Below are 22,817 nucleotides of genomic sequence, written 5' to 3'. Positions count from 1 at the left end.
GCCCAGCGGGTCAGAGGTCGGGGTGTGGGGACGAGCCTCCGGTGGGCGGCGGCGTCGGGCCGCCGGACGCGTTCGGATAGCCGGACCCGGAGGTGCCGCCCGCGTTCGGATAGCCGGAACCGAAGGTGCCGCCCTGGCCGCTTGAACGCCCGCTCCGACCGCGGCCACCCAACCCGTCCAGCAGCCGCACCAGTCGACGCAGCACACCGCCGTCCCGTGCACCCCGGCCGGCACCGGGCTCAATGCGCAGTTCCACCAGGCTGCCGGGCAGCGTCACCGATGACCCGAGCCGTACCGACTCCTCAGCCCGCCCCGGCATCCGGACCAATCCACCCCGGGGACCGCGCCGCAACTGGTAGTTCCCATTGGTGGGCCGTGGTTCAAGACGGGGGTCGTCGCTGTCCTCGTCCACCACCTCGAAGCGGTACGGAACCACTCCGCCGGTGCTGACGGGCAGCGAACTCCCCTCGCGATGGCCACCGCCGTGGGGGACCAGCAGCCTGAGCACCAGCCCGGTGGGATCGGCGCGCAGCCGACGGGCGCGCAGCGCCCAGATCCCGTACGCGATCAGACAGGCGAGCAGGATCGCCCCGGGCACGATGACCCACCAGTACGCGTCCCACATCCGCTCCAGCCAGGACGGTACCGGCACCACCTCCAGGGTGACGAGGTCGGCGTGGAGCACCTGCCCGTCCGCTGTGGTGTCGGTGACCTGGATCTTCCCGGCCAGCCGGCGCGGATCGGTGTCGGTGCCCACCCGGAGGGTGCCGTACTCGGTGATGGATTCACCGGGCTTCAGGGTGAACTCGCGCGGCGAAAGGGTCAGATCGCCGGGAGCGGCGTCCTCGATGTCGACGCTCAGCACGCGTTCGGTGCTGGACTGGTTCTCCGCCTTGAGGATGAAACGCGTGCCCTTCCCCGGGTGCACGGTGGCATCGGAGACCTGGACTTCGGCCCGGACCTCGTCGTTGACACCCGCGATACGGGTGGGGAACGGCCGATGGTCGGCGGACAGCCCGACCGCACCGAGCACACCCACCACCTTCAGCGCTCCGCTGGCGGTCTGGGGGACGGTGACCTTGCCGGCGAAGACACCGCCCTCCTTGTCCTCGGCGAGCGGGATGGGCACGGGCTTGAAGCCGTCACCGGTCAGGCTGGCCGACACCCGCAGCCGGTCCAGGTCCTCACGGTTGGTGATCGCCTCATGGTCACGGGTCTGCAGCCGCAGCCTGACGACCGCGCTCTCGCCGGGACGCGGGGATGTGGGCTTCATGGTGATGGAGGAGCGCAGCGCCCCACGCCACTGGACACCCACGCTGGCGAGCTTGTCGCGGTGCCCCTCGGGGGCATCGAGACGCACGGTCCAAGTCCCCGGCCTGGGGTCGGTGATCCGCAGCGCCTCCACGTTCTTACCGGCGCCGGTGAGGTGGAAGGTCGATCCGTCGCGGTCCTTGCCCGGCTCCACCTTCTTGCCGCGCGGATCGATGTAGGTGACGGTGACCTTGGGGTCCCCCTTGGACACCACGACGCTGGCGAGCGTCGCGAGCGGCGAGATCCGCAGCTTGATGTCGCCCGGCGAGGTGCCCTTGATCGGCTTGTCCGAGACCAGGCAGCGGGCCCCGGCGAACGCCGCCTGGAGCGCGTCGCCGACCGCCTCGGCGGTCTTCACCGTCTTGGCCTTCGGCTTGGCCTGCGGCAGGTTGTCGCAGGAGCCCTGGTAGGCACCGACGGCCATCTTCTGGAGGGCGGTGTCATCCGCCTTGCCGAAACCGAGCGGCCAGATCTGTACCTTGGCCGCCCGGGCCTCCGCCAGCGCCTCCTTCAGTTCGCGCTCGCCGTTCGCCTTACGGTCCTTGGCATCGCCGTAGATCGGGCTGTCCTCGACATCGAGGAGTCCGTCGGTGAGCAGGAAGAGGACCCTGGGCATCTTGGGGTCGCCCTCGGACAGCCGGTCCACCGCCTGACGGATGGCGGACGGGAAGTCGGTACCCGTGCCTTCGTTCTTCTCCCGGCGCTTGAGTTGACCGATGCAGTCGCTGAGCTTCTCGCGGGCCACCCCGCTGAGGGTGGCGGCCGGGCAGACCTCGTCCACCGGTGACTGCCGGTCGTTGTCGGCACTGGCGAAACCGAGGACCGTCATCCGGGACCGGTCCGATATCTCACCGACCACGATCCGCTCGGCGGCGTCCCGCTCCCGCTCCACGTCCTGCTGGGAAAGACTGCCCGACGCGTCCACGACGATCGCGGCGTCGACCGGGTCCTGGATCTCCGCACGGGCCGGCGCGGCCGCACCGAACGCGCTCTTCCCCTCTTCAGGCCCCACTCCGGCACCTGCCACCAAGGAGAGGGACACCGCGGCCAGCAGTAGGGCCGTCAGGAGCGTGCCGCCGCTCGACGTTCGGCGGTGCCTACCTCGCACCGCGGTAAGCCGGCCGGGGCGGTCCCCGCTCCGGTCAGGGTCCGGACGGCCCAGGGGATCGGCCGCACGGGGTCGTGCCGCCGGGTAACCGAGTGACTGGCCGGGGATGTTGGTGGTGGCGTGCTCGGACCGGCTGCCACCGGCCCGCTCCGGCTCTCCGCCTCCGTCCCCAGCCCGATGCCCGGACTCTTGCCTGGACCTGTGCTCTGACTCTCGCTCAGACCCCTGCCCGGACTTTCGCCCGGACTCTCGCTCGCCCCCGTGCTCTGACTCTCGCTCGGCCCCCTGTCCGGACTTTTGCCCGGACTCTCGCCCGGCCCCCTGCCCCGCGATGTCCGGCGGCGTCTGGTTGGCCGCGCAACCCAGGACGGGCCGCCCAGCGGAATCCCCCGTATCGATCCCGCTGAGCGACCCTGCTCGGCCCCCCGGCTGGTGGTTCGTCTGCGGCCCCGGATCGCGTCCTGTCGGCGCTGGTGCGCCGCGGGCTGTGCGGCGCTGGTCGCCGCTCGGGTTGGTGCTCACGTCTTCACCCCGTCTTTCTCCCCTGCAAACCGCTTGTACTCGTTCATGCCGTTCCGGGCTGTCCCGCTGCTCGTCTTCGGCCCGTTCAGGTCGTTCGCGTCTCGTCTTCGGCCCGCGTGGGGGACTCCCGCGCCTCGTTGTTCACCCGGTTCGGGGCGTTCGGATCGCGCCGTCAGACCGCCAGCAGTCCGGCCGTCGCCCCCACCACCCCCAGGAACAGCCAACTCACACCCCAGCGGATGCAGCGGTACTTCCGCGCGAGAATGCTGCTGAGGTCGACTGTCTGAGTGACCAACCAGGCGGCCGGCTCAACACCCGCCGCCGTGACCGCGGCCAGGACCCCCGCGGCCCCCGACTCCCGGTGGATCTCCAGCACATCGGCGTAGAAGGTGATGCCGGGCCCGTCCCGTTCAGTTCGACAGCGCGGGAGTATCGCCCGAACGAGTGACACGGCCCCGAACATCCATACGAGGCCGCCCAGCGCCAGCAGCGCCACGCCCACGGTTGACGGTCGATCCGGCAACCGAGCACTGCTCACCACCAGCGCGGGTAGCGCGAGGACAAAGGAGAGCAGCACCGATGCCTTGGTGTCGGCACGGGCCAGGTCTTCCCGTACGAAGGTGAGCAGTCGGCTCGCCGCATAGCCCGTGCCGTTGCCCTCGACGGTGTCCACGAGCGTGGGAACAGTCATCCGCGCCCCTCCTCACCGTCGGAAACCGACCAGTAGTCGGAGCCACGCCCTTGCCGGCCTTCGGACCTCCGGGGGTCGGACTGCCGGCCTCCGGACTGCCGGGGGTCCGCGTCCCGGGGCTCAGCGTCCCGGTACCGGTCCGCCCGCGCGGACCGGTACCGCTCGTCCCGATCCCCGTCGTCGTGGGATCGATCGCCACCGGATGGATAGTCCCGACCCCGGTCATCACGGCCCCGGTCATCACGGGACCAGTTGTCACGGCCCCGGTCATCACGAGACCGGCCACCGTGAGGCCGGTCGTCCCAGCCCGACTCGGTACGCGGTCGATCCGTAGATGGGCGGTCTGCCCGGGGGCGCTCAGCACCGGACCTGCCGTTGCCTGACCGGTCATCCCAGCGCCGATCGCCATCGGGTGGGTCCGTGCGTGATCGATCCGCACGGGGCCGGTGGCCGCGCGACCGCTCGTCACCGCCGCGCTCGTCGCGGAGCCCGTCCTGGTAGGACCGGCCTGACGGCGGCCGGTCCCACTCCCCGCCGCCATCCGTCGCTTCGCGGCGGACGCTGTCACTCCGGGCGGGATCGCCGTTGGTCCAGGAAGCGCCGTCCCGCTCGTCCCGGGACCAGGAGTCCCCGCCCCGCTCGTTCTGCGCCTGAGCCCTACGGGGAGCCCCGTGGTCAAACCGGTTGCTGGTGGCCCGCTCCTCCCGGTCCCGGTAGTGCCGGCCCTCCCCCGGCCAGTCAGGGGGCGACCGGTCCTCCCGCTCCTGGTCGTCCCACTCCCGCTCCCCTGCATCGCGGCCCGGACCCGATCGCCCCCCAGCGCCCACCCGGTCGTCCCCCGACCGGCCGTCCCCCGACCGGCCATGACGCGACTGGCCGCCCGCCGACGATCCACCCCGGCCCGGCTCGTCTCCCGGCGAGTCCTCATCTGCCCACAGGTCGCGCGGCGGGCGTGAGCGCCCCTGACCGCGGCCGCTCGACTCCGGGGCGGAGTCCGAGCCCGAGGCCCTGCGGGCTCCAGCACCCCCGGCCGCGAGCCCGCCCTCGTACTCATCCACCCAGGAGCCGTCATTCCACACCCGGCCCTCCCGCGCCTGCCCCCGACCGGAGCCGCTGCCCGTTCCGGGCCAGTCCTGCTCAGAACCGCCGGCGGCATCCCGGGTGCCCGACGCGGCAGCGCTCCCGGCGCCGTGTCCGGACGGAGCCGCGGGTAGGGAGAGCCGGGGTGGCGGGGAAGCGGGCGGCAGCGCCCGCTCCGCGAGGGCCTGGTACTGGGGATCGGCGGACTGCCCGGTGAGAATCAGCGAACGCAAGTGGGCTTCCAGCTCCGGGCTGGTGATCCGGTCCTGCTCCAACATCCGGATGAAGAAGTCCCGGGTATCGCTGCGTCCTTGGGAATCGTCCTCCCGCATCATCTTGATGACGTCGTTGACGTCGTCCTTGGTGCCGGACGCCATCAGATACGCGAGTCGATCGGACGCGGACCCTCCGGCCAGCCGGGAGTACGCGGCGAACCGTCGGGCGACCCGCTGCTCCTCGCCCTCGTCCGTACGTGCCTCCGCGACCTGGCTCAGGATCACCTCATCGGTGCCGACTCCGACGAACAGTTCCGCGGTGAGCCCCACGTCGCTGCCGAGGTTGCGCCAGCGCCCCGCCCTGATATCGGCTCGGATCGCTTGGTTGGCCTCCTGGGCGTCCCGTACGGAGAACCGCTCGGACACCTCCCGCAGCCGGTGCACGATCTCCTCGCCGAGATCCCGCTCCACACTGGACAGGCGATTCACCACCACGCGCTCGTAGTCCGTCACCTGCCAGCGCAGAGTGACCTTGGTGAGGAAGAAGGTGGCCGCCCCGGCCGCGGGCAACTGCACCTCGAAGGAGGTGATATGGCGTCCGCACGCCACCTGGCAGACGCTGAGCGGACGCGCGAACATGCGCCGTTCCCGCACATGATGGGTACCGTTCACGGTGAAGACGGTGCAGCCGCCGCCCTCGTAGAAGACCACCGAGGCGGACTGGGCGCCCCCGTCGTGGCGGAACGACCAGCCGCTGAGTCGCCGCTCGCCCAGAAAGGGGCCGGCGATGTTCTCCGGGACGACGAGTCCCTCTTCCTCCGGGTTGCCGGTCAACTCCGCTCCTCCCTCGGGCCGGGCAGTCCGGCTCCCACTACGTCCCGCACATGGCCCGCGAAGGCTTCGGTCATCGGCTCGTCAGGCGCCTCGACCATGGTCTTGAGCAGCCACAACAGCCGTTCCCAGTCCCGTCGCTGACGCATCAGCCGGGGCAGGAACCACAGCAGTGCCCGCAGGATCTCCCCGGGCACCGGGTCCAGTCCCGACGCCCCCGCGGCCTCCAAGTCCTCGAAGGCGTACGTTCGAATCCGGCGGTCGGGCCCGGGAAGCACGGCGTCCTCCTCGGCCACCCGCAGCCACTCCCGTACCGCGTCCAGGGCGCTTTCACTCGACAGATGGCTGTCGAGTGCCCGCCACACCAGCTCGGCCAGCGGGGTGTCGGCCTCGGGTACGGCCACGGCGACGGCGATCGCCAGTGGCCAGTGGGCGCGTAGCCCCAGCTCCCGATCGGTGATCTCGGTCGATGCCTGCGGGGAGTGCGGCGTTTCCGACCGCCACCGGGCGGAGGGAGAACGTCGGTTCGGCCGGATGACGGGTGGCAACCGGTTCGCTCGCAGCGCGGTGGCGGACCGCTCGGCACCTGCGGAGCCGCTCCCGGAAGAGCGGTCGTCCCCCTCCGCCGGAGCGGCTGCCGCCGTCTCCGGCTCCCACAGTTCATCGGTACGGGCCCAGGCGAGGCGAAGGGCGCTGAGCAGTGCGAGATCGCGGTACTCACCGGTGAGCTCCGCCGCCCACTGGTTCAGCTCGGTGAGCACTTCGGCGGCCCGGCTACCGGAGGCCAGTCTCGCCAGGGAGAAGGACGCGACCTGGAGGAGCCTGCCCTCATCGCGGCTGCCGATCTCCCCGAGCAGGTCCACGGCGTATCGGGTGTCCTGCTCGGTCCTTCCGTAGCCGAGGACGACGGCCGCCGTCCAGCGCAGCTCCGGCTCCGCCGCGTCCGCCCAGTCCCGTACGACCACCCGCACAGCGGCGCGATGCGGGTCACGGGCGCCCATCTGGTCCAGGGCGGTGGCCGCGAAGAAGCGGCGACGGGGAGCGTCGGCGGCGGCGAGCGGACGGATGAGTTCAAGGAATCCATAGCCCACATCGGCCGCGCAGAGCTCACCGGCGACCACCGCGGCCCGGGTCCACACCTGGGGACGTGGGTCGTCGGCCAAGGTGCGCAGCCAGCGCACCAGGGGTGCCCGGGCCGAGTGATGCCGTTCCCAGACCTCGGCGAGTACGGCGCCCGCCAGCGCCTCGCCCCGGTAGGCGACGGTGCGCACGGGCAGCGGCACCCCACCGAATGTGTCGTCCTCGTCGACCGCCAGATCCGCCCTGCAGGCGGCCAGCAGCCCTTCCAGGTTCTCCATGAACACGGGGCGTCCGGGCGCCCGGGCCGGATCGCGCGCCTGTAAGAGTTCCCAGGCCAGCAGATCGGCCGCGTCGGCGACCGCACTGAACGCCTCACCGTCCAGCACCGCGAGCGCCACCCGGAACGCCATCTCGCGCAGCAGGCTGTCCATGCCGTCCGCCGACTGCTCGCCAGCCCGCCCCGACTCATCGCCGGGTACCGGCCCACGGGCTCCCGCCCGGCCGGTGAACCACTCCCTCGCCTGGAGCCGGGCCACCTCCCCGCACGAGCTGAGCAGCCGCTCCCGGCTGAGCCCGCCGGCGAGATGCTTGACCAGGAGCCGGGCGACGTACTCCGCCTCCCCGGGCCGCAGCGCGTCCAGCCGAATCCCCAACGCCTGCTGGAACAGGCTGTGATCGAGGATCTGGTTGCCGGCTTCCAGCGCACCGGTGTCGATGACGCCCGCGTCCCGGGACAGTCCCCACTCCAGATGCCAGGACAGCAGCTCACGGGCGGGAGCGGGTGGACACTGACGGCCGTATCGACCCGTCAGCAGCCCACCGCCGGGGGAGGAGGGTGAGGCCACCAGCACGGCGAAGGCGGCCCGCTCGGCCAGCGCCGCGGACAGGGCGTCGAGATGCAACTCCTGCGGAACCGGCCAGTCGCCGGCCTCCTCCGGCAGTTGCAGGATCAGGCCCCCGCCGTGCGGGACGCCCATCACGACGGCCGGTAGATCGCGCACCAGGTGCGCGGCTGCGGAGGGGTCGAGTCGGGTGACCCGACCGATCGCCCGACTCCCACCGCCCGGAGTTCCGGCGTCCGGGGCCTGGGTTCCCCTTTCTCCGTTACCCCCGCCGTTGCCTGCTCCGTTCTGCTCGCCGCCGCGCGCTCCGCGACCAGGGGGCCTGTTCGAAACGGTGAGTTCATCGAGTAGGCAGAGAGCGGTGGTGGACCGGCCGGTGCCGGGAGAGCCACCGAGCAGGAGAACCCGGCGGTTGCGCAGAATGTCCTTCAGGGTCTGATAGCCGGCCGGGGCCCGATAGACCTGACGCAGCCGGGCCAACTCCTCATCGGGAACCAGACCGAAGACGGGTGCCCTGGCGGTCCGGCTCTCGGCGACGTACACATCGCCGAAGTGGGCGTGGTCAACCCGGCTGCGGTCAAAGACACCGCTGTTGCCCCGTACCTCAAACCTGACCTGGGCCTCACGACGGGCGCGGGTCGAAGCCCGGGTTCCACCGGAGGCGCCATCGTCGGACAGCGGGTCAGCCATGGCGTCCCGGAAGCGCTCGCCCTGCCGCTGTTCCCGTTCGGCCCGCTCGCTGCGGGCGCTGTCGGAGTCCGACTCATCGTTCCCGGCAGGTCCCTTGGGCTCGCCCCGATCGTCCCGGCCACGATCCCGGTCCCGGTCGTCGCGATCCCGATCTCTGTCCCCATCCCGGTGGTCCCTGTCCCGGTGGTCGCGGTCCCTGCCCCTGTCCCTGTCTCGATGATCGCGGTCCCGGTTCTCCCGGTCCCTGTTCTCCCGGTCCGGTCCACGATCGCGACCCCGGTCGGGTGACCCCTGGTCCTGAGCCGGTGCCCGGGCGGGCCCCCCGCCCCCGCCCGGGGCTTCGGCGCTCACCGGTCCCCCCTCGGCGGCGTGGTGTGACGGCCGCCGAAGTGGGTCGTCCCGTAACGGAAGTCCCCACGGTCGACAAAGATGCTGTCGCCCTCGGCGTGCACCTCAACCCGCGCGCCCTCCCGGTCGCGGTCCGCCTCCGTGTCATCGGGTGCGGCTTCGAGAACGGAGTCGTCCCCGGCCCCGTCCCTGCTGGCCCGGGACCACCCTCCAGGGATGTCCCGGGCACGCGAGACCGCCTGTGGTTCACCACCGTCCTGCGGGTCCGTCGACGGCCCGAAAGCCCGACGCGGCCCCGGCGCCGCGTCGGCCCCCCTGAGCTTCCCGAAGGTGGCGTCGCCCGGCACGGCGGGCCGGGTCTCGCCCGGGATGTGGAACCACGCGGTGACGGGTCCTTCCTTGAGCATCAGCCGCGCCGGACGGTAGGTCGAGGGTTCCATGAACCGGCCGCCGTGCTTGACGACCGCCAGGTAGAGGGAGTCGGAGACCACACAGACCAGATCCCGGCCCGAGTGCGCGAGAACGTCCCGGGTGATGTCGGAGTCCGCCAGTCGGCAGACCTGGTCGACGGCTTCGCCCGCCATCCCGTCGTCATCGTGCTGGACCGGGCCCACATGCATTCCGACCCGCAGCCCCAGCGGGGTGGAGAGCTCCTCGTTTCCGTCGCGCAGTCCCTGGTACAACTCGGCCAACCACGGGCCGATCAACTGGGCCGGCGGCACCCGGGCGTCCACCGCGGCGATGAACCCGTCGCCCCGGTCCTCCCGGTGGATCAGCGCCCGGCCGATCCCGCTGGAGTCGAAGGCGTCATCCGCCCATGCGTAGATGCGCCGACGCATACGCAGCTTGGCGTTGTCCAGATAACGGCCCGACCCACGGGCATCCACACTCATCAGGAACTTGTAGACAGCCCCGGCACCCATCGCGCCTCCCCCTGGTGTTCACGGATGCACGTCAGCATCCCCGCCCCCAGGGCATTGGCATGTGGTCGTTTACACATCGTTCTGAAGCATTGGGATCGCTCGCAGGGGTCGCGCGCCCCCTGCGCACCACCCCACCACTCATTGCACTACCTCACGCCCCTACCTGGGACGGCTCCCCAGATGATCGGCAGCGCGCGGGGTGGAGCAGCGGTCGGACAACGGACACGGCATCTGCCCGGACGGAAGGAATTCCCTCTGCGCGGGCACGGAAACACCCGTACCCGAGCACGCGTCCTCGCCGGTGTTCCCGTGTGAGGAGAAACGCGCACGGGGGGAGTTCGTCTCATCTCCCCGTGGAACAGGGCCAATGGATCGGGGGATGGATCGGGATCGGGGGATGGGGAGCGGAGGATGGGGAGCGGAGGATGGGGAGCGGAGGATGGGGAGCGGAGGCGCTGGCGCCTCACCTGGCCCCCAGGGTCCGCGAAGTGGGCTGAGAAACGGGCTACGAAGGGACTGGGCAGCGATCCACGGAGGGACCATCCCCGCACGGACTCCCCGCACGGGCTTCCCGGATGGGCTATTGCTATTTGCCCGGACTCCTTCGGTCAGGACGTACGGCTGCGGAAGTCAAAACTGCCGCCGGAGGCCAGCAGACGGAGAACCCCCGGATCGACCAGTTCGATACGACGCTGGCCGGTGCGCACCACATCCGCGTCCCGCAGCAGCCGCAGCGCCTTGGCCACGGCTTCCCGGGTGGCTCCCACCGCATCCGCGAGGTCATGCTGGGCAAGGTCGACCAAGACCACCTGAGCCTCGGAGTTCCCCGTTCCGTATCGGCCGTTCGACGGGCCCACCGCCGGTAGTTCCAGCAGCCGTTCGGCCAGCCGCTGAAGCACCGTCAACGAAGCCAGCGAACGGCGCTCCTCATCGGCGCTCCGCAGTCGGGCCGCGAGTTGAGCCATCAGCAGCCCATTGGCCTGCGGGGTCCCCGCGACGAACCTCCGAAACCGCTCACTCATGATCACTCGGGCCGAGAGCGGCCCCAGGGCCGTGATGGTGGCGCTACGCGGCGACCCATCGAGCATGGCCATCTCGCCCACCAGCTCACCAGGCCCTCGAAGAGCCAGAATCAGCCGGGAGGAAGCCCGTTCGGTCGCCGTGGACACAACGGCCCAGCCATTCAAGATCACCAGGACATGGCTGCCCTCGTCGTTCTCCCGCAAGAGGTGCTCCTGCGCGGCGAACCGGCGTTCCGCGCCGAGACCCAGCAGCTCTTCCCTGGCCTGTCTCCCCAGACCGTGGAGAAACGGCTGTCCTCGCCCCACCAGGCTCATCGCTTGCGCCACCCCTCGCCCTGTGCGTCGCCCATCGAGCGTAGTGACCCCCTGGACGGGGTGGAAGCAATGGAGCAGACGCGCCTCAGCAGACCCATCCGCATCGCCGCCCCTCTCCTCCACCCCACCATGCAGCAAGGATGGTCGACCTCAGGTGCGGCGATCTTCCGTCAGAGGCGCCCGGGCCGGTTCGATCGACCATCGGACCGGCCTCCAGCGACCGCAGAGAGCCTGACCGCTCGCCAGACTGCTACGAACCCTCGTCCCACTCAACCAGTTTCTCCGGTCGAGTCCCTATCGAGTTCGATGTGACACTTACCGCCTTCTCGATCCCGGCCGATGGCGGACGGCAGGGGGCCTCTCCACGGGTGCGCTCAGGACGAACGCCGGGGGAAGATCGAGTAGCGGGCGAGGAGCCGGCCTTCCGAAGGGCTACGCCTGGTGGGGACCCGTACCGATGCCCCCGGGGCATCATCCGGGACGCTACGGCGTCTCCTTCTGCCAATCGCCGAGCTGGTGATAGCGGCGGCCCGCGTAGATCAGTGGACCGCCGGTGCCGGACGGCAGCCGGGTGCGGAGGACCGTGGCGATGAACAGCGTGTGGTCCGCCACCTCGACACTCCGAGCGGTACGACAGCTCAGCACGGCGACGCTGTCCTCCAGTTCCGGTCCGCCGCCGTCGGATGACGGGCGGAACTCCAGCCCACTGAACTCCTCCCCGCCCGCGTCACGTCGCCCGCTGAACCGATCCGCCAGCGAACGCTGATCCGCGGTCAGTACGTTCACCGTGAAACCGCCGGTCTGTTCGACGATCCGATGAGTACGACTGCGTCTCGCCAGGGAGATCAGCAGGGTGGGCGGGTCGAGCGAGACGGAGAGCAGGGAGTTGACCGTCATTCCGTGCGGCCCCTCGGGCCCCTCGGTGGTGACGACGGTGACCCCGGTGGCCCAGCAGCGCATGGCCGCCCTGAACTCCTCGGTACGCACGGTGTCTTCGCCAATGGGGCGCTCCCCATGGCGTACCGGGCCCGCCTGTCCGGGCACATGCGCGCGGCTCAGCGGTTCCGCTGCTCCCCGGAGGCTCACCACGACGGCTCCAGCGCGGTCGCGGCCGCCAGCGCGGGGAAGTGCGGTACGACCTCTTCACCGAGTTGGGCCACCACCTCGGCAGCGGGCCTCCTCCCGTGCTGGACACCCAGAGCGCCGTGGTTGATGCCCGCCTCCTTCCAGCGTCCGAGGAGTTCACACAGGCCTTCGGACCCGGTACGCAGCACAAAACCGCCACGCAGCGGGGTCGGCGGATGCTTGGGGTCCTCCACGAGATCGATCCACTCATTGGTGACGACCGGCCGGAAATCCCCCTCCGGCACCAGTTCCCGCCATGCGGCGATCTTGCGCCCGAGGGCCCGTGGGCCCTCGGGGGTGACGGTCTCGATGGGATAGACCAACCGCCCGTCGGCATGCTGGGCGATCCAAGCGTCGGACTGCCGAGAGGAACCCGTGACCAGCAGCGGAATACCTCCGTAGACCGGCTTCGGCAGTAGGTCCCATGCCGGGGTGCGGCCCCCCGCGGGGCCGGTCGCCAGCAGTTCGCGGAAGGAGTCGACGGCTTCCCGGTACCGGACCGCGCGGGCCCCGTAGTCGATGCCGTACGCCGGGAACTCCGCCGGCCGATCACCGGAAGCAGCGCCCAGCACCAGCCTTCCGCCGCTGAGATGGTCCACGGACGCGGCCTGCTTGGCCAGGTCGATGGGGTGCCGCAGGGTGAAGATCGCGCTGCCCGCCGCGAGGGCGATCCGAGAAGTGTGCGCGGCGAGCCAGGTCAGCGCCGCCCAGGGGTCATACACCTGGCCGACATCGCCGAAGGCGGGATCGGCCAACGGCACATCCCGTACCCAGACCGCCGCGAAGTCCGAACGCTCGGCGTGCTGGACCACCTCCGTATGACCCCGCAGCCCGCTCATATCGCCGGCATAGGGCCACAGCGGCAGAAAGAGGCCCACGGTGAGCTCTCCGGGGGCGAACATGCGCCCGTACCCCGGGTGGCCAGCCCAGGAGGAAGCCGGCGCGGCGGTTGTTATGGGCATCTCTTATCCATTCTGTGCTTACGTCCGTTCTGGTTGGAACGTTCGATCCAGACTATAAACACACTGGATCGAACGTTCCAACCAGTAGAGTGAGTGATATGGAAGTCACGGAATCCAGGAACATCGAGGACGTCACCGCACCAATGGGTGGCCCGCCGGTCGAGACCGACACCCGCCGCCGGATCGTCCACGCGGCGTCCACGCTGCTCCAGCGCCAGGGATACGAGAGTGCTTCGGTCAAGCTGATCGCGGGCGCCGCCAAGGCCTCACCCAGCTCCGTCTACCACTTCTTCCCCGGCGGGAAGCAGGAGCTGGCCATTGAGGCGATGCGCTACGGCGCACAGGAGTTCAGCGATCTGCTCACGGCGGGGCTCTCGTCCTCCCCCGACCCCGCGCAGGCCACGGCCGCCTGCGCACTGCTGTTGGCCGACACGCTCAAGGAGTCGGACTGGGCGGACGGTTGCCCCATCGCCGTCACCGCGCTGGAGACGATCGGCCGCGTCCCCGGCCTCCAGCAGGCGGCGACCGAGGCCCTCGTCCACTGGCAGGAGTTGGTCACCGCCAAGTTGGAGAGCAGCGGCATCGCACCGGCGGCGGCCCGCTCGCTCGCCGGAACCGTGATCGGGATGCTGGAAGGCGCTGAGCTGCTCAGTCGTGTCTCAGGCGATGACACCCCCCTGCGCGAAGCCGCGGTCCACCTCGCCCAACTGGTCCGCGCCACACCCCAGGTCTAGACCCCGTCCATATCCCCTGCCGCTCCCAACGGTTCTTCTGCTCTTCCCACACCTCAGGCCGCCGCTCCAGGAAGAGCAGATGGTCGATCAGAACCACATGCTCGACTCCACATCCCCGTACATACCCGGCCGACGGAGGGCGAGGTTGAGCTGATCGGTGAGGTAGCCGTGGGTATCGGCAGATGAGGCGAGCATTCGGTCGTCGATCATCCATGCAGTCTTACGCACCAGGTGAGGGGCAAGAACCGCACGCCGCGGACCGTCGACCCACCCTGTGCGGATGGTGCTGGTCCCGGTGTTGACCGGCCTCAGAAGGCGAAGGAAGCGAGCACGGGCAGATGGTCGCTTCCCGTGGCGGGCAGGGTCTGCGCGGATACCGGCTGAAGGCCCCGGGCGAAAATGTGGTCAATGCGGGCCAGGGGGAGTCGGGCGGGCCAACTGAAGCCGAATCCGTCGCCTGCCACCTCGTGCGCGGATGTCATTCCGCGCAGCAGTGGACTCAACCCGCGGTCATTGGCCGTGCCGTTGAAGTCGCCGACGAGGAGGATGTCGGCGGCGGGGTCCCGGTTGACGGCATCCGTGAGGAGCCCTGCCGCGGCATCACGGCGGTCGGTGGTGAAACCGGATCCCGAGGTGACTCGAACCGAGGCGAGATGGGCCACGAAAACGGTGACCGGACCCTTCGGTGTGGCGAGTGTGGCGCGCAGAGCCCGGGGCCACGGCATGATTTCCAAGGGTTCGGCGGCGGATATCCCATAGGTACTCCACAGACCGACTCCGCCCTGGACCGTGTGATGCCGGTATCGCGGGGGAAGTGCCCGCTGGAACTTCTCCCGTGCCGTGGGCGAGAGTTCCTGGACCGCGATCACCTGCGCACCTGATGCCGCGAGCGCTCGGGCGGTGCCTTCGGGGTCCGGGTTCTCCGCGCCGACGTTGTGGCTGACCACCATCAGCTCACCGGCACTGCCCCTTCTGTCGGTGAGCGAGCCGCCGAAGAGAGCGAGCCAAGCCAGGACGGGGAGGAGTACGGAGATGAGCGCGAGCCCCGAGCGTCGGAGCAAGGCGAGCAGCAGAAGCGGCGGTACCACCAGGGCGGACCAGGGCACGAACGTTTCGATGAGGCTGCCGGAGTTTCCGGCACCGTCGGGTACGAAGGGGTGCGCCAGCAGAGCGGCCGCACAGCAGACGCTCAGCACGGCCACCCCTCTCCCCTTGCGCCAGTCGACCCTCCGCAACGCCCGACTCCCGGTCCGGCCCTCCGTCCGGTCCTCCGTCCGGTCCTCCGTCTGGCCCTCCGTCTGGCTCTCAGGGGTCCCGTGTCCTGTCCGGTCCTCGGAGGTCCGGAGCTCGGGCGAGTCCTCGGCGGTCCCGTGCTCGGTCCGGGCCTCGGCGGTTACGTACTCCGTGTGAACCGCGTTGCCTTCGTACTCTGGTCGGTCTCCGGCGGGGGGTAGGGGGACTTCTCTGGTCACTTCCCCGGTCATCGGGTATCGCCATGAAGTGCCAGGCTCGCCTGTCGCCTGTCGCCCTGGACCGCCGCGCCGGCTTCCCGCCTGGCCGTGGCGGCAAGCCGCTCGGTGGTGTCGAAAGCGGCCTGGAGCCCCTGAGCGGGTGTGGTGTTCGGCCTCTGGTGCAGTACAACGCCGAGGATCAGCCCGGAGCCAGCCTCACGTCCGGTCTCAGCAGCCCACATAAGGGCTCCACCGGCTGGGGTGCTCGATCCCGTCTTGATACCGATGATGCCCTCGGTGCCGAGCAGCTTGTTGGTGTTGGCGATGGTTCCGGTGGTGCCCCCGATGGTGACTTCGCGACTCGCGACGATCGTCCTGAAGACGGGGTCGCGCATGACCGCTCGGGCCAGCCGCAGTTGGTCGTTCGAGGTGCTCTTGTTGGTCGGCTCAAAGCCGCTCGCGCCCGTGTAGTTGGTACGCGTCATCCTGAGGTCCGCTGCGGCACGGTTCATCTTGGCGGCGAAGGCCTGCTCGCTGCCCGCGTCCCAACGAGCCAGCAGCCGGGCGATGTTGTTACCGGAAGGGAGAAGCAGCATCTCCAACAGCTGCCGTTGGGTGAACTCCTGGCCCGCCGCGACGTAGACGGTCGACTCGTCCCGGGAACCGGACTCGTCCTGCGCCTTCTGGTCAACGGTGATGAGCGGCCCGGACTCCCCCTCCTGGAGCGGGTGGTTCATGAGGATCACATATGCGGTCATGACCTTGGTAACACTGGCGATGGGCACGGCCTTCTGCTCACCGCTCGTTCCTGATCTGCCGCTTCCGGTGTCGACCACACTTGCTTGGCCACCGGCTGGCCACGGCAGTGAGAGGGAACCGGTGACCTTGGAGGACGCGGTCAGCTTCTCGTCCCCGTCCCGTGCCGTCTGGCTGGAGACGAGCCATCCCCCGAGGGCCGTGAGGACCAGTGCCGCCACCGCGCCCCAGAGCACAAGGGCGGGAACCCGTTTCAGCGGGCGCCGATCAGGGGGCGGTCGGTGATCGGACTGGACGAGCATGGCTGCCTCCGGGAGACGAGCACGCGGAAATGCGCACATCAGTCACCCTGCGAGAGGGGCGTGTCAGTCCAGCGGAGACCACTTGTCCATCGCTGCTCGGCTCTGTGTCCGGCGTGTATCAGCCGACGGGCCGGTGCTCCTGGCGCCCGGAGCGTGCGGCCCGGAAGGAGTCGGCAGGGATCCGGCTTGGAAGAGTCCGACCTGGAAGGCGAGGCGCGGAAATGTCCGCCCGGAAAGACGGCTCCCGGATGAGTCCGGCTCAAGAAAGCCCGGCCCGGGAAAGTCCGATCAGGAGAAGTCCGGCCCCGAAGGGTCCGGCTCAGGGAGGCGGAGCACGGCCATCGCGCCTCCGTCGTCCGCATTGGCGAAGTGCAGGGTCGCCCCGATGACCTGGGCCTGACCCAGCGCGATGGTCAGCCCCAGCCCGTGGCCGTGGCCGCGTTCCAAGGCGCCGGTGCGAAATCGCTGCGGTCCATCCGCCAGCAGGGAGTCGGGGAAGCCAGGGCCGTGGTCGCGTACGACGACCGTCGTCCCATCCACTCGGACCTCGACAGGTTGACGGCCATGGCGATGCGCGTTGAGCACCAGATTGGCGATGATGCGGTCCAGACGGCGCGGGTCGGTGGAGACCTGCTGATTGTCGCTGATCATCGTCCGGGTCCGCTGTCCGGTCCGGGCCACCGACGCCTCGACGACGCTGCCGATGGGAACGAACCGCGAGTCGGCGGCCTCGGCCCCCGCGTCCAGACGGGAGATCTCCAGCAGGTCCTCGACCAGACCTCCCAGGACCCGTACCCGATCCCGTACCAGCTCGGTCACCTCGCCATCCTCCAGCAGCCCTGTCGAGGTCACCAGTCCCATCAGCGGTGTCCGCAGTTCATGCGCGACATCGGCGGTGAACCGCTGCTCATTGAGCAGCCGCTCCTGAAGGGAGTGGGCCATCGAGTCAACCGCTCCCGCGATCTCGGTGATCTCGTCCCCGCCTCGCCCGCCCGCTCTGGTGCGCGCGTCCAGGTCGCCGTCCGCGATGCGCCGTGCGGTTCCCGCCACCCGGCGGAGCCGACGGCTGAGCAACTCGGTGATGACCAGGGAGATCGGAACGATCACCATGAGGGTCGCCGCAGAGGCCTTCACCATGCTCCGGTCCAGGGCGGCCAGAGTCAGCTCCTCAGAGCCCCTGTGCACTTGAATGGCGAACAACCGGCCGCCCACGAATTCCCCCGCCCACATCCACGGACCGTTTCGGCTCTGGGTGTCGTACCAGGTGTCCGGCTCCTGGGTGCCCCGCAGACTGCTGAGCAGTTCGGGCGGGATCTCCTCGGGGTCCGTCTCCACTCCGACCAGGTAGTCGCCTTCGCGGCGCTCGTAGTCCTTCACCGCGGATTCCAGTTCCTCCAGGGCGTAGGCCTGTCCCTCGGCCTGGAAGCGCTCCGCGGTGGCCTGGTGCACCAGGACACCCACGGCCATGGCCACGGCGCAGGACGCGGCCACCACCAGGGCGGCGATCTTCCAGGCCAGTGACCGCAGGTTCCCCAGACCCCGCCCCGCGGCTGCCAGTTTCCGTACGCCCATCACACCTCAACGCCGCAACTTGTAGCCGAAGCCGCGGACGGTCTCGACGCGGTCCGCGCCGATCTTCTTCCGCAGCCGCTGCACACAGAGATCGACCACCCGGCTATCGCCGTCCCATCCGTAGTCCCACACATTGCGCAGCAGGGTCTGGCGATCCAGGACGATCCCGGGATGTGCCGCGAACTCCAGCAGCAGCCGAAGCTCGGTGGGGGCCAGTGCGATCCGTTCACCGCCCCGGAACACATCGAGCCCCTGAGTGTCCACGGACAGATCGCCGAAGACGAGCCGCTCCGGGTGGGAGGCCGGATCGGATCCAGAGGGGTCGGGGGTAAAGGTGGTCCTGCGGAGCAATGCGCGGATCCGTGCCACCAACACCGGGGTGTCAACGGGTTTGACCACATAGTCGTCGGCGCCGGCCTCCAGGCCCGACACCACATCCAGCGAGTCACCACGAGCGGACATCATCAAGATGGGGGCCTGGCTGGTCTCCCGTACCTTCCGGCAGAGCCCGATGCCATCGAGCTCGGGCAGCATCACATCCAGGAGCAGCAGATCAGGGGTCCGCTCCCGGAACATCTCCAGTCCCGTCAGCCCATCACCCGTCGACCACACACGGTAGCCGTACCGCTCCAAGGCCATCGAGACCGAGGTGCGGATCACCACATCGTCCTCAACGAGGAGGATGACCGGAGCCTCTTCGGACTGGCGGATGATGACCCCCGGACCGGGCACCACATCTTCCCGCGGGTCTACGGACACTCTGGGCCTTTCCCACATTCAACGCTTACCACTGGTTCTCCATACTGCCTTGCCGCATACGCGTCACCGCCGTGCCGGATACGCAGCGCATCTCTCTCGGGGTATCCGGCCGCGTCTCTCCGGGTATCCGGACCACTGTGCGGCAGCGACTCATCCGCCCGGTTGAGGCCGTGTATCAGCGCGGTACGGGTTGGGTATCGGCAAGCACCTGGTGTGGAGACGGGCTGCCCAGGGCGCCCCTGATGTGCCACCCATCGGGCGTCCACACCCACCTCGGGGTGTCACACCTCACAGGAGGCGCCTTCCGCCGGGGCCTTCTCCACACCCGAGCGGCGGGGGAAAGCCCTTGGGCGCCAGAAGCAGCCGCACCATCGCCGTGCCGCCTGATGGGAGCGCCAATCCCGGGGGCAAAGGCGCGGCAGGCGGCCAGTACCGCTCCCCGGGAGCGTGCCATGGACGGCCTTGGCGCGCTGGTGAGCGTCGTCGCACTGTTGGCGGCCTTCGGCACGGGCACGTTCGTTCCCTCATGTCAACGGCGCCCCAACTGCTCCACGGCCCTGATGCGCGCCGCCATCACGTTCGCGGCTGTTCTCACCCTCGCTGCCGCGCTGGCCGCTCGCCCTCGATACGCTCCTCGACCGATGGACACCGGGTGGCGACGAGGACCGGGCCGGGCCAAGAACCACCAACCCGCGCGGTCCCCTGGGGCGGAGACAGGTGGCCCCGGGCGCCGGCGCCCCTCACCGATGCTCCACCTCGTCTCAGACATGGGGCCGATGGTGTCGAACGAGTAGGAAACCAGAAGCCCCTGCGCGACCCTTCCCGCTCCAGGCGATCTACGCGGGAAGCCAGCGGAACAGCTCCCCGGGACGCCCCGTGGCACCGGAGGATCCACCAGGGGAGAAGGAGCCATTCCAGGCCCCGTCAATACGGGCCGCGGAGGCTTACATCAGCGCCATCCTGCCGACATACCAGCACGGGAAATCAGGATAAAAACCCCCCTGACCGCGATTTCGCAGGTCAGAGGGGTCTTATGACGTGGAGCCTAGGGGATTCGAACCCCTGACATCTGCCTTGCAAAGACAGCGCTCTACCAACTGAGCTAAGGCCCCTCAAGGGAAGGACGCGGTTGAGTAGACCATGGGTCTTGGCCACTTCCGCAGAACCAGAGTACCGGGTGTTTCGGGTGATCCTGCAAAACGATTAGGACTCCCCGTGGGCGACCACTCTCCGTAAGATGCACGACGAGGTTCGCAGCAGCGAAGCCCGCTTTGGGGAAAGCGATGGGGAGACGCACATGGACGCCGCGCAACAGGAGACGACCGCAAGAGCCAGGGAGCTCCAGCGCAGCTGGTACGGAGAGCCGCTGGGGGCGCTGTTCCGGCGGTTGATCGACGATCTGGGGCTGAACCAGGCTCGTCTCGCAGCCGTCCTTGGTCTGTCGGCTCCTATGCTCTCCCAGCTGATGAGCGGCCAGCGGGCCAAAATCGGCAACCCCGCAGTGGTCCAGCGGGTGCAGGCCCTCCAGGAGTTGGCTAGTCAGGTAGCCGACGGCAGTGTCAGCGCCGTTGAGGCCACTGACCGCATGGAGGAAGTGAAGAAGTCCCAGGGGGGATCCGTATTGACCGGCACCAGCCAAACCACCAGCAGCTCCGGTGCACCGACCGTGCGCCGGGTGGTGCGGGAGATCCAATCGCTACTGCGGTCCGTGGCCGCGGCAGGGGACATCATCGACGCGGCGGACTCACTCGCCCCAACCCACCCGGAACTGGCAGAGTTCCTCCGGGTCTACGGAGCCGGGCGGACCGCTGACGCCGTCGCGCATTATGAGTCGCACCAGAGCTGACCACCGAGGCTGAACCAAAGCACCACGTAACGCCTCATGAGGGAACGGGGAGCGGGCGCAGCGTCATGGGTGAGGTCTTCGCCGGCCGATATGAGTTGGTCGACCCGATCGGACGCGGCGGTGTCGGTGCCGTATGGCGCGCCTGGGATCATCGACGCCGCCGCTATGTAGCGGCCAAAGTGCTCCAACAGAGCGATGCGCACACCTTGTTGCGGTTCGTTCGTGAGCAGGCCGTACGGATCGACCATCCTCATGTCCTCGCTCCGGCCAGCTGGGCCGCGGACGACGACAAGGTGCTGTTCACCATGGATCTGGTGAGCGGCGGGTCGCTGGCGCATGTGATCGGCGACTACGGCCCGCTGCCGCCCCAATATGTCTGCGGGCTGCTGGACCAACTGCTGGCCGGTCTCGCAGCGGTGCACGCTGAAGGTGTCGTGCACCGTGACATCAAGCCTGCGAACGTCCTCATGGAGGCCACCGGAACCGGACGGCCGCATCTGCGGCTGTCCGACTTCGGGATCTCGATGCGCAAGGGCGAACCCCGGCTCACCGAGACCAACTATGTGGTGGGCACTCCCGGCTACTTCGCCCCTGAGCAGATGACGGGCGCGGAACCGGACTTCACCGCGGATCTGTTCGCCGTAGGCCTGGTCGCGATCTATCTCATCGAAGGCCAGAAGCCCGATTCCAAGGCCCTGGTGGAACACTTCGTCACCCATGGCACACCAGGGGCGCCCCAGAGCATCCCTGAGCCGCTCTGGCAGGTTCTGGCCGGACTTCTCCAGCCTGATCCCGAGGACCGCTTCCGAAGCGCCACAGGGGCCCGCAAGGCCCTTGCGACAGCGGTCGAGATGCTTCCGGAGCTGGGACCCGACGATGAACCGGTCGAGATCTTTGACCAACTGGGTCCGCTGCCCATCGGGTTCGGCCCCAAGGGCCCCGAGAGAGATCACGCGTCCGGCACCCACACCGGCCGCAGGGCCCGCTCGGGCCGCACTCCGGCCATAGGGCGCGGCTCCTCGCCCTCCGTGGCCCAACCGCCGGAGACAGGTCCGCACATCACCGGCCCACCCGCCGTCGAACCGCATGCCACCGGGTTCTCGGGCGTCGGCTTCACGGGTGCGGAGCCCTCCGGCGACCCGCCCGCCCCCATGCCTCCGGGGACCGGCCCGTCCGCCAGCGGACCCGCCAGAGCCTCCGGTGACCCCTCGGAGCCCCAGCCGCCGCCCCTGCTCGGCTCGGCGCATCAGCTCTCCGCGCCACCGCAGTTCGCCCAACTGCCGCCGGGTCTCCCCCCGAGCGCCGGGCACGCCCCGAGCCTCAGCCCACCACCGCACGCTCTCGTACAGCCTCAGCTCCCGCCGGCGCCCGCTGGTGGGCTGGCTGTGCCGCCGCCACCCCCGCAGCCGCCCACACCACTGCCACATCCGGCTCAGCCGTCGACGCCGCCCCCCATCCCGGCCGCTGGCGAGCCAACCCCCACACCGACCCCGGCGCCCCTGACAGATCCGCTCACGGACCACGGTGCTTCCCCCTTCTACACCCACGCCCCGGAACAGCTTCCGCGGTCGAACACCACGCCGACCGCCCCGGTGCAGTACCAAACGCCCCTCACTCGTACATACACCGCTCAGAGCCCTCAGGTTCCCCTCACCCGCGCCGAAGCCCGCCGGGCCGCCAAGAGGCCGGGGCCACCCCTCAGAGTCGCCGTGCCCGTGCTGTTCCTGGCCCTGATCTGTTACACCGTGGGCTTCTGGGCGCTCTCCCAGGTGAACTAGATCGGTGCGTCCGGGCCCAACACCCAACGAGCCGGCGTCCGGTAGCCGCACCGAGCAGACCTTTGCCATAGCAAGTGAAATATTCGCTCACGCGAAGAACCTGGCGGAGGTTAGGACACCGGGAGGGTTCGGGCAGCGGAAAGCCCCGGCCGCCTGATGCGACCGGGGCTTCGTTCAAGACTGTTGCGACTCACACACCCGAACCTGCGGGCACGGAGTCGGTCGCCTCCGTCCACAGATCCTGCTCGGCGCGATCCGCCTGGATCTGGCGGTACACGAGGAGCCCGCCGATGGCAGCCAGTGCGACCAGGAGAAGCTTCTTCACCGCGCGACCTCGTCTTTCCTTGACGTATGAGGACTTCTGCCGCCCGACTATACACACCAACCGATATCGATCGGTGACCTATGTAGGGCTTGCCTTCAGCTCAACTAACGCTCTGGATAATGCGATCAGCCCGTACGAAGTCACTTCGTACGGGCTGATTCAACACTGTGGGGCTAACAGGATTTGAACCTGTGGCCTCATCCTTATCAGGACCCGCTGCAAACAAACG

At 69.4% G+C, this 22,817-nt stretch carries 17 protein-coding genes and 1 tRNA gene; 3 read left to right on the top strand and 15 right to left on the bottom strand.

What is annotated here, in order from left to right; all coding sequences use genetic code 11:
• Window positions 1-10: 10 nt before the first annotated feature.
• The 8 genes from NBG84_RS11140 to NBG84_RS11105 all read right to left on the bottom strand — a co-directional run bounded on the left by NBG84_RS11140 (window position 11) and on the right by NBG84_RS11105 (window position 13,065).
• Window positions 11-2,419 carry a VWA domain-containing protein gene (locus NBG84_RS11140; protein WP_250919190.1) on the bottom strand — a complete coding sequence of 803 codons (2,409 nt, stop codon included), beginning with the start codon at window positions 2,417-2,419 and terminating at the stop codon, window positions 11-13.
• Window positions 2,420-3,113: 694 nt separating this feature from the next.
• Window positions 3,114-3,632, bottom strand: a complete 519-nt coding sequence (locus NBG84_RS11135; protein ID WP_250919189.1) for a Pycsar system effector family protein — start codon at window positions 3,630-3,632, stop codon at window positions 3,114-3,116.
• Window positions 3,629-5,761, bottom strand: a complete 2,133-nt coding sequence (locus NBG84_RS11130; protein ID WP_250919188.1) for a hypothetical protein — start codon at window positions 5,759-5,761, stop codon at window positions 3,629-3,631. Before NBG84_RS11130 ends, NBG84_RS11135 begins: the two co-directional genes overlap by 4 nt.
• Window positions 5,758-8,721, bottom strand: coding sequence for a hypothetical protein (locus NBG84_RS11125; protein WP_250919187.1), 2,964 nt, complete (start codon window positions 8,719-8,721; stop codon window positions 5,758-5,760). The genes NBG84_RS11130 and NBG84_RS11125 overlap by 4 nt, the downstream gene beginning before the upstream one ends.
• A complete protein-coding gene (locus NBG84_RS11120; protein WP_250919186.1) occupies window positions 8,718-9,641 on the bottom strand; it encodes a hypothetical protein in 924 nt (307 codons plus the stop codon). Before NBG84_RS11120 ends, NBG84_RS11125 begins: the two co-directional genes overlap by 4 nt.
• 608 nt (window positions 9,642-10,249) lie before the next feature.
• Complete coding sequence (locus tag NBG84_RS11115; RefSeq protein WP_250919185.1) at window positions 10,250-10,978, bottom strand: Crp/Fnr family transcriptional regulator; 729 nt, start codon at window positions 10,976-10,978, stop codon at window positions 10,250-10,252.
• 483 nt (window positions 10,979-11,461) lie between these two features.
• The gene (locus NBG84_RS11110) at window positions 11,462-12,064 is read right to left on the bottom strand and encodes a flavin reductase family protein (protein ID WP_250919184.1); all 603 of its coding nucleotides are present in this window, start codon (window positions 12,062-12,064) and stop codon (window positions 11,462-11,464) included.
• Window positions 12,061-13,065, bottom strand: coding sequence for a TIGR03571 family LLM class oxidoreductase (locus NBG84_RS11105; protein ID WP_250919183.1), 1,005 nt, complete (start codon window positions 13,063-13,065; stop codon window positions 12,061-12,063). The genes NBG84_RS11110 and NBG84_RS11105 overlap by 4 nt, the downstream gene beginning before the upstream one ends.
• A gap of 98 nt (window positions 13,066-13,163) precedes the next feature.
• On the opposite strand from NBG84_RS11105, the gene NBG84_RS11100 reads away from it, so the two are divergent.
• Window positions 13,164-13,799 (top strand): TetR/AcrR family transcriptional regulator, encoded by a 636-nt coding sequence (locus NBG84_RS11100; protein WP_250919182.1) that lies wholly within the window; start codon window positions 13,164-13,166, stop codon window positions 13,797-13,799.
• An 87-nt stretch (window positions 13,800-13,886) separates the two neighbouring features.
• Here the strand turns inward: NBG84_RS11100 and NBG84_RS40585 are convergent, their stop codons facing one another.
• The 6 genes from NBG84_RS40585 to NBG84_RS11075 form a co-directional block, all read right to left on the bottom strand.
• Window positions 13,887-14,009 carry a hypothetical protein gene (locus tag NBG84_RS40585; protein WP_285366621.1) on the bottom strand — a complete coding sequence of 41 codons (123 nt, stop codon included), beginning with the start codon at window positions 14,007-14,009 and terminating at the stop codon, window positions 13,887-13,889.
• Window positions 14,010-14,107: 98 nt separating this feature from the next.
• On the bottom strand, window positions 14,108-15,283 hold the full coding sequence (locus NBG84_RS11095; RefSeq protein ID WP_250919181.1) for an endonuclease/exonuclease/phosphatase family protein: 1,176 nt from the start codon (window positions 15,281-15,283) through the stop codon (window positions 14,108-14,110).
• Window positions 15,280-16,308: a D-alanyl-D-alanine carboxypeptidase family protein gene (locus tag NBG84_RS11090; RefSeq protein WP_250919180.1), complete on the bottom strand. Its 1,029-nt coding sequence runs from the start codon at window positions 16,306-16,308 to the stop codon at window positions 15,280-15,282. Before NBG84_RS11090 ends, NBG84_RS11095 begins: the two co-directional genes overlap by 4 nt.
• 288 nt (window positions 16,309-16,596) lie before the next feature.
• The gene (locus tag NBG84_RS11085; RefSeq protein ID WP_250919179.1) at window positions 16,597-17,880 is read right to left on the bottom strand and encodes an ATP-binding protein; all 1,284 of its coding nucleotides are present in this window, start codon (window positions 17,878-17,880) and stop codon (window positions 16,597-16,599) included.
• A gap of 6 nt (window positions 17,881-17,886) precedes the next feature.
• Window positions 17,887-18,594, bottom strand: a complete 708-nt coding sequence (gene cseB, locus NBG84_RS11080) for a two-component system response regulator CseB (protein WP_308312046.1) — start codon at window positions 18,592-18,594, stop codon at window positions 17,887-17,889.
• Window positions 18,595-19,678: 1,084 nt separating this feature from the next.
• Window positions 19,679-19,751 (bottom strand) — tRNA-Ala (locus NBG84_RS11075).
• A gap of 185 nt (window positions 19,752-19,936) precedes the next feature.
• On the opposite strand from NBG84_RS11075, the gene NBG84_RS11070 reads away from it, so the two are divergent.
• Complete coding sequence (locus NBG84_RS11070) at window positions 19,937-20,485, top strand: helix-turn-helix domain-containing protein (protein WP_250919357.1); 549 nt, start codon at window positions 19,937-19,939, stop codon at window positions 20,483-20,485.
• Window positions 20,486-20,550: 65 nt separating this feature from the next.
• Window positions 20,551-22,263 carry a serine/threonine protein kinase gene (locus tag NBG84_RS11065; RefSeq protein WP_250919178.1) on the top strand — a complete coding sequence of 571 codons (1,713 nt, stop codon included), beginning with the start codon at window positions 20,551-20,553 and terminating at the stop codon, window positions 22,261-22,263.
• A 190-nt stretch (window positions 22,264-22,453) separates the two neighbouring features.
• Here NBG84_RS11065 and NBG84_RS11060 read toward each other — a convergent pair whose 3' ends face one another.
• Window positions 22,454-22,588, bottom strand: coding sequence for a DLW-39 family protein (locus NBG84_RS11060; RefSeq protein WP_003958712.1), 135 nt, complete (start codon window positions 22,586-22,588; stop codon window positions 22,454-22,456).
• Window positions 22,589-22,817: the final 229 nt, after the last annotated feature.

This window comes from Streptomyces albipurpureus, assembly GCF_023701525.1.
GTDB lineage: Bacteria > Actinomycetota > Actinomycetes > Streptomycetales > Streptomycetaceae > Streptomyces > Streptomyces albipurpureus.
The sequence above is the reverse complement of the archived record's forward strand: the minus strand, read 5'-3'. Positions and strand labels throughout refer to the sequence as shown.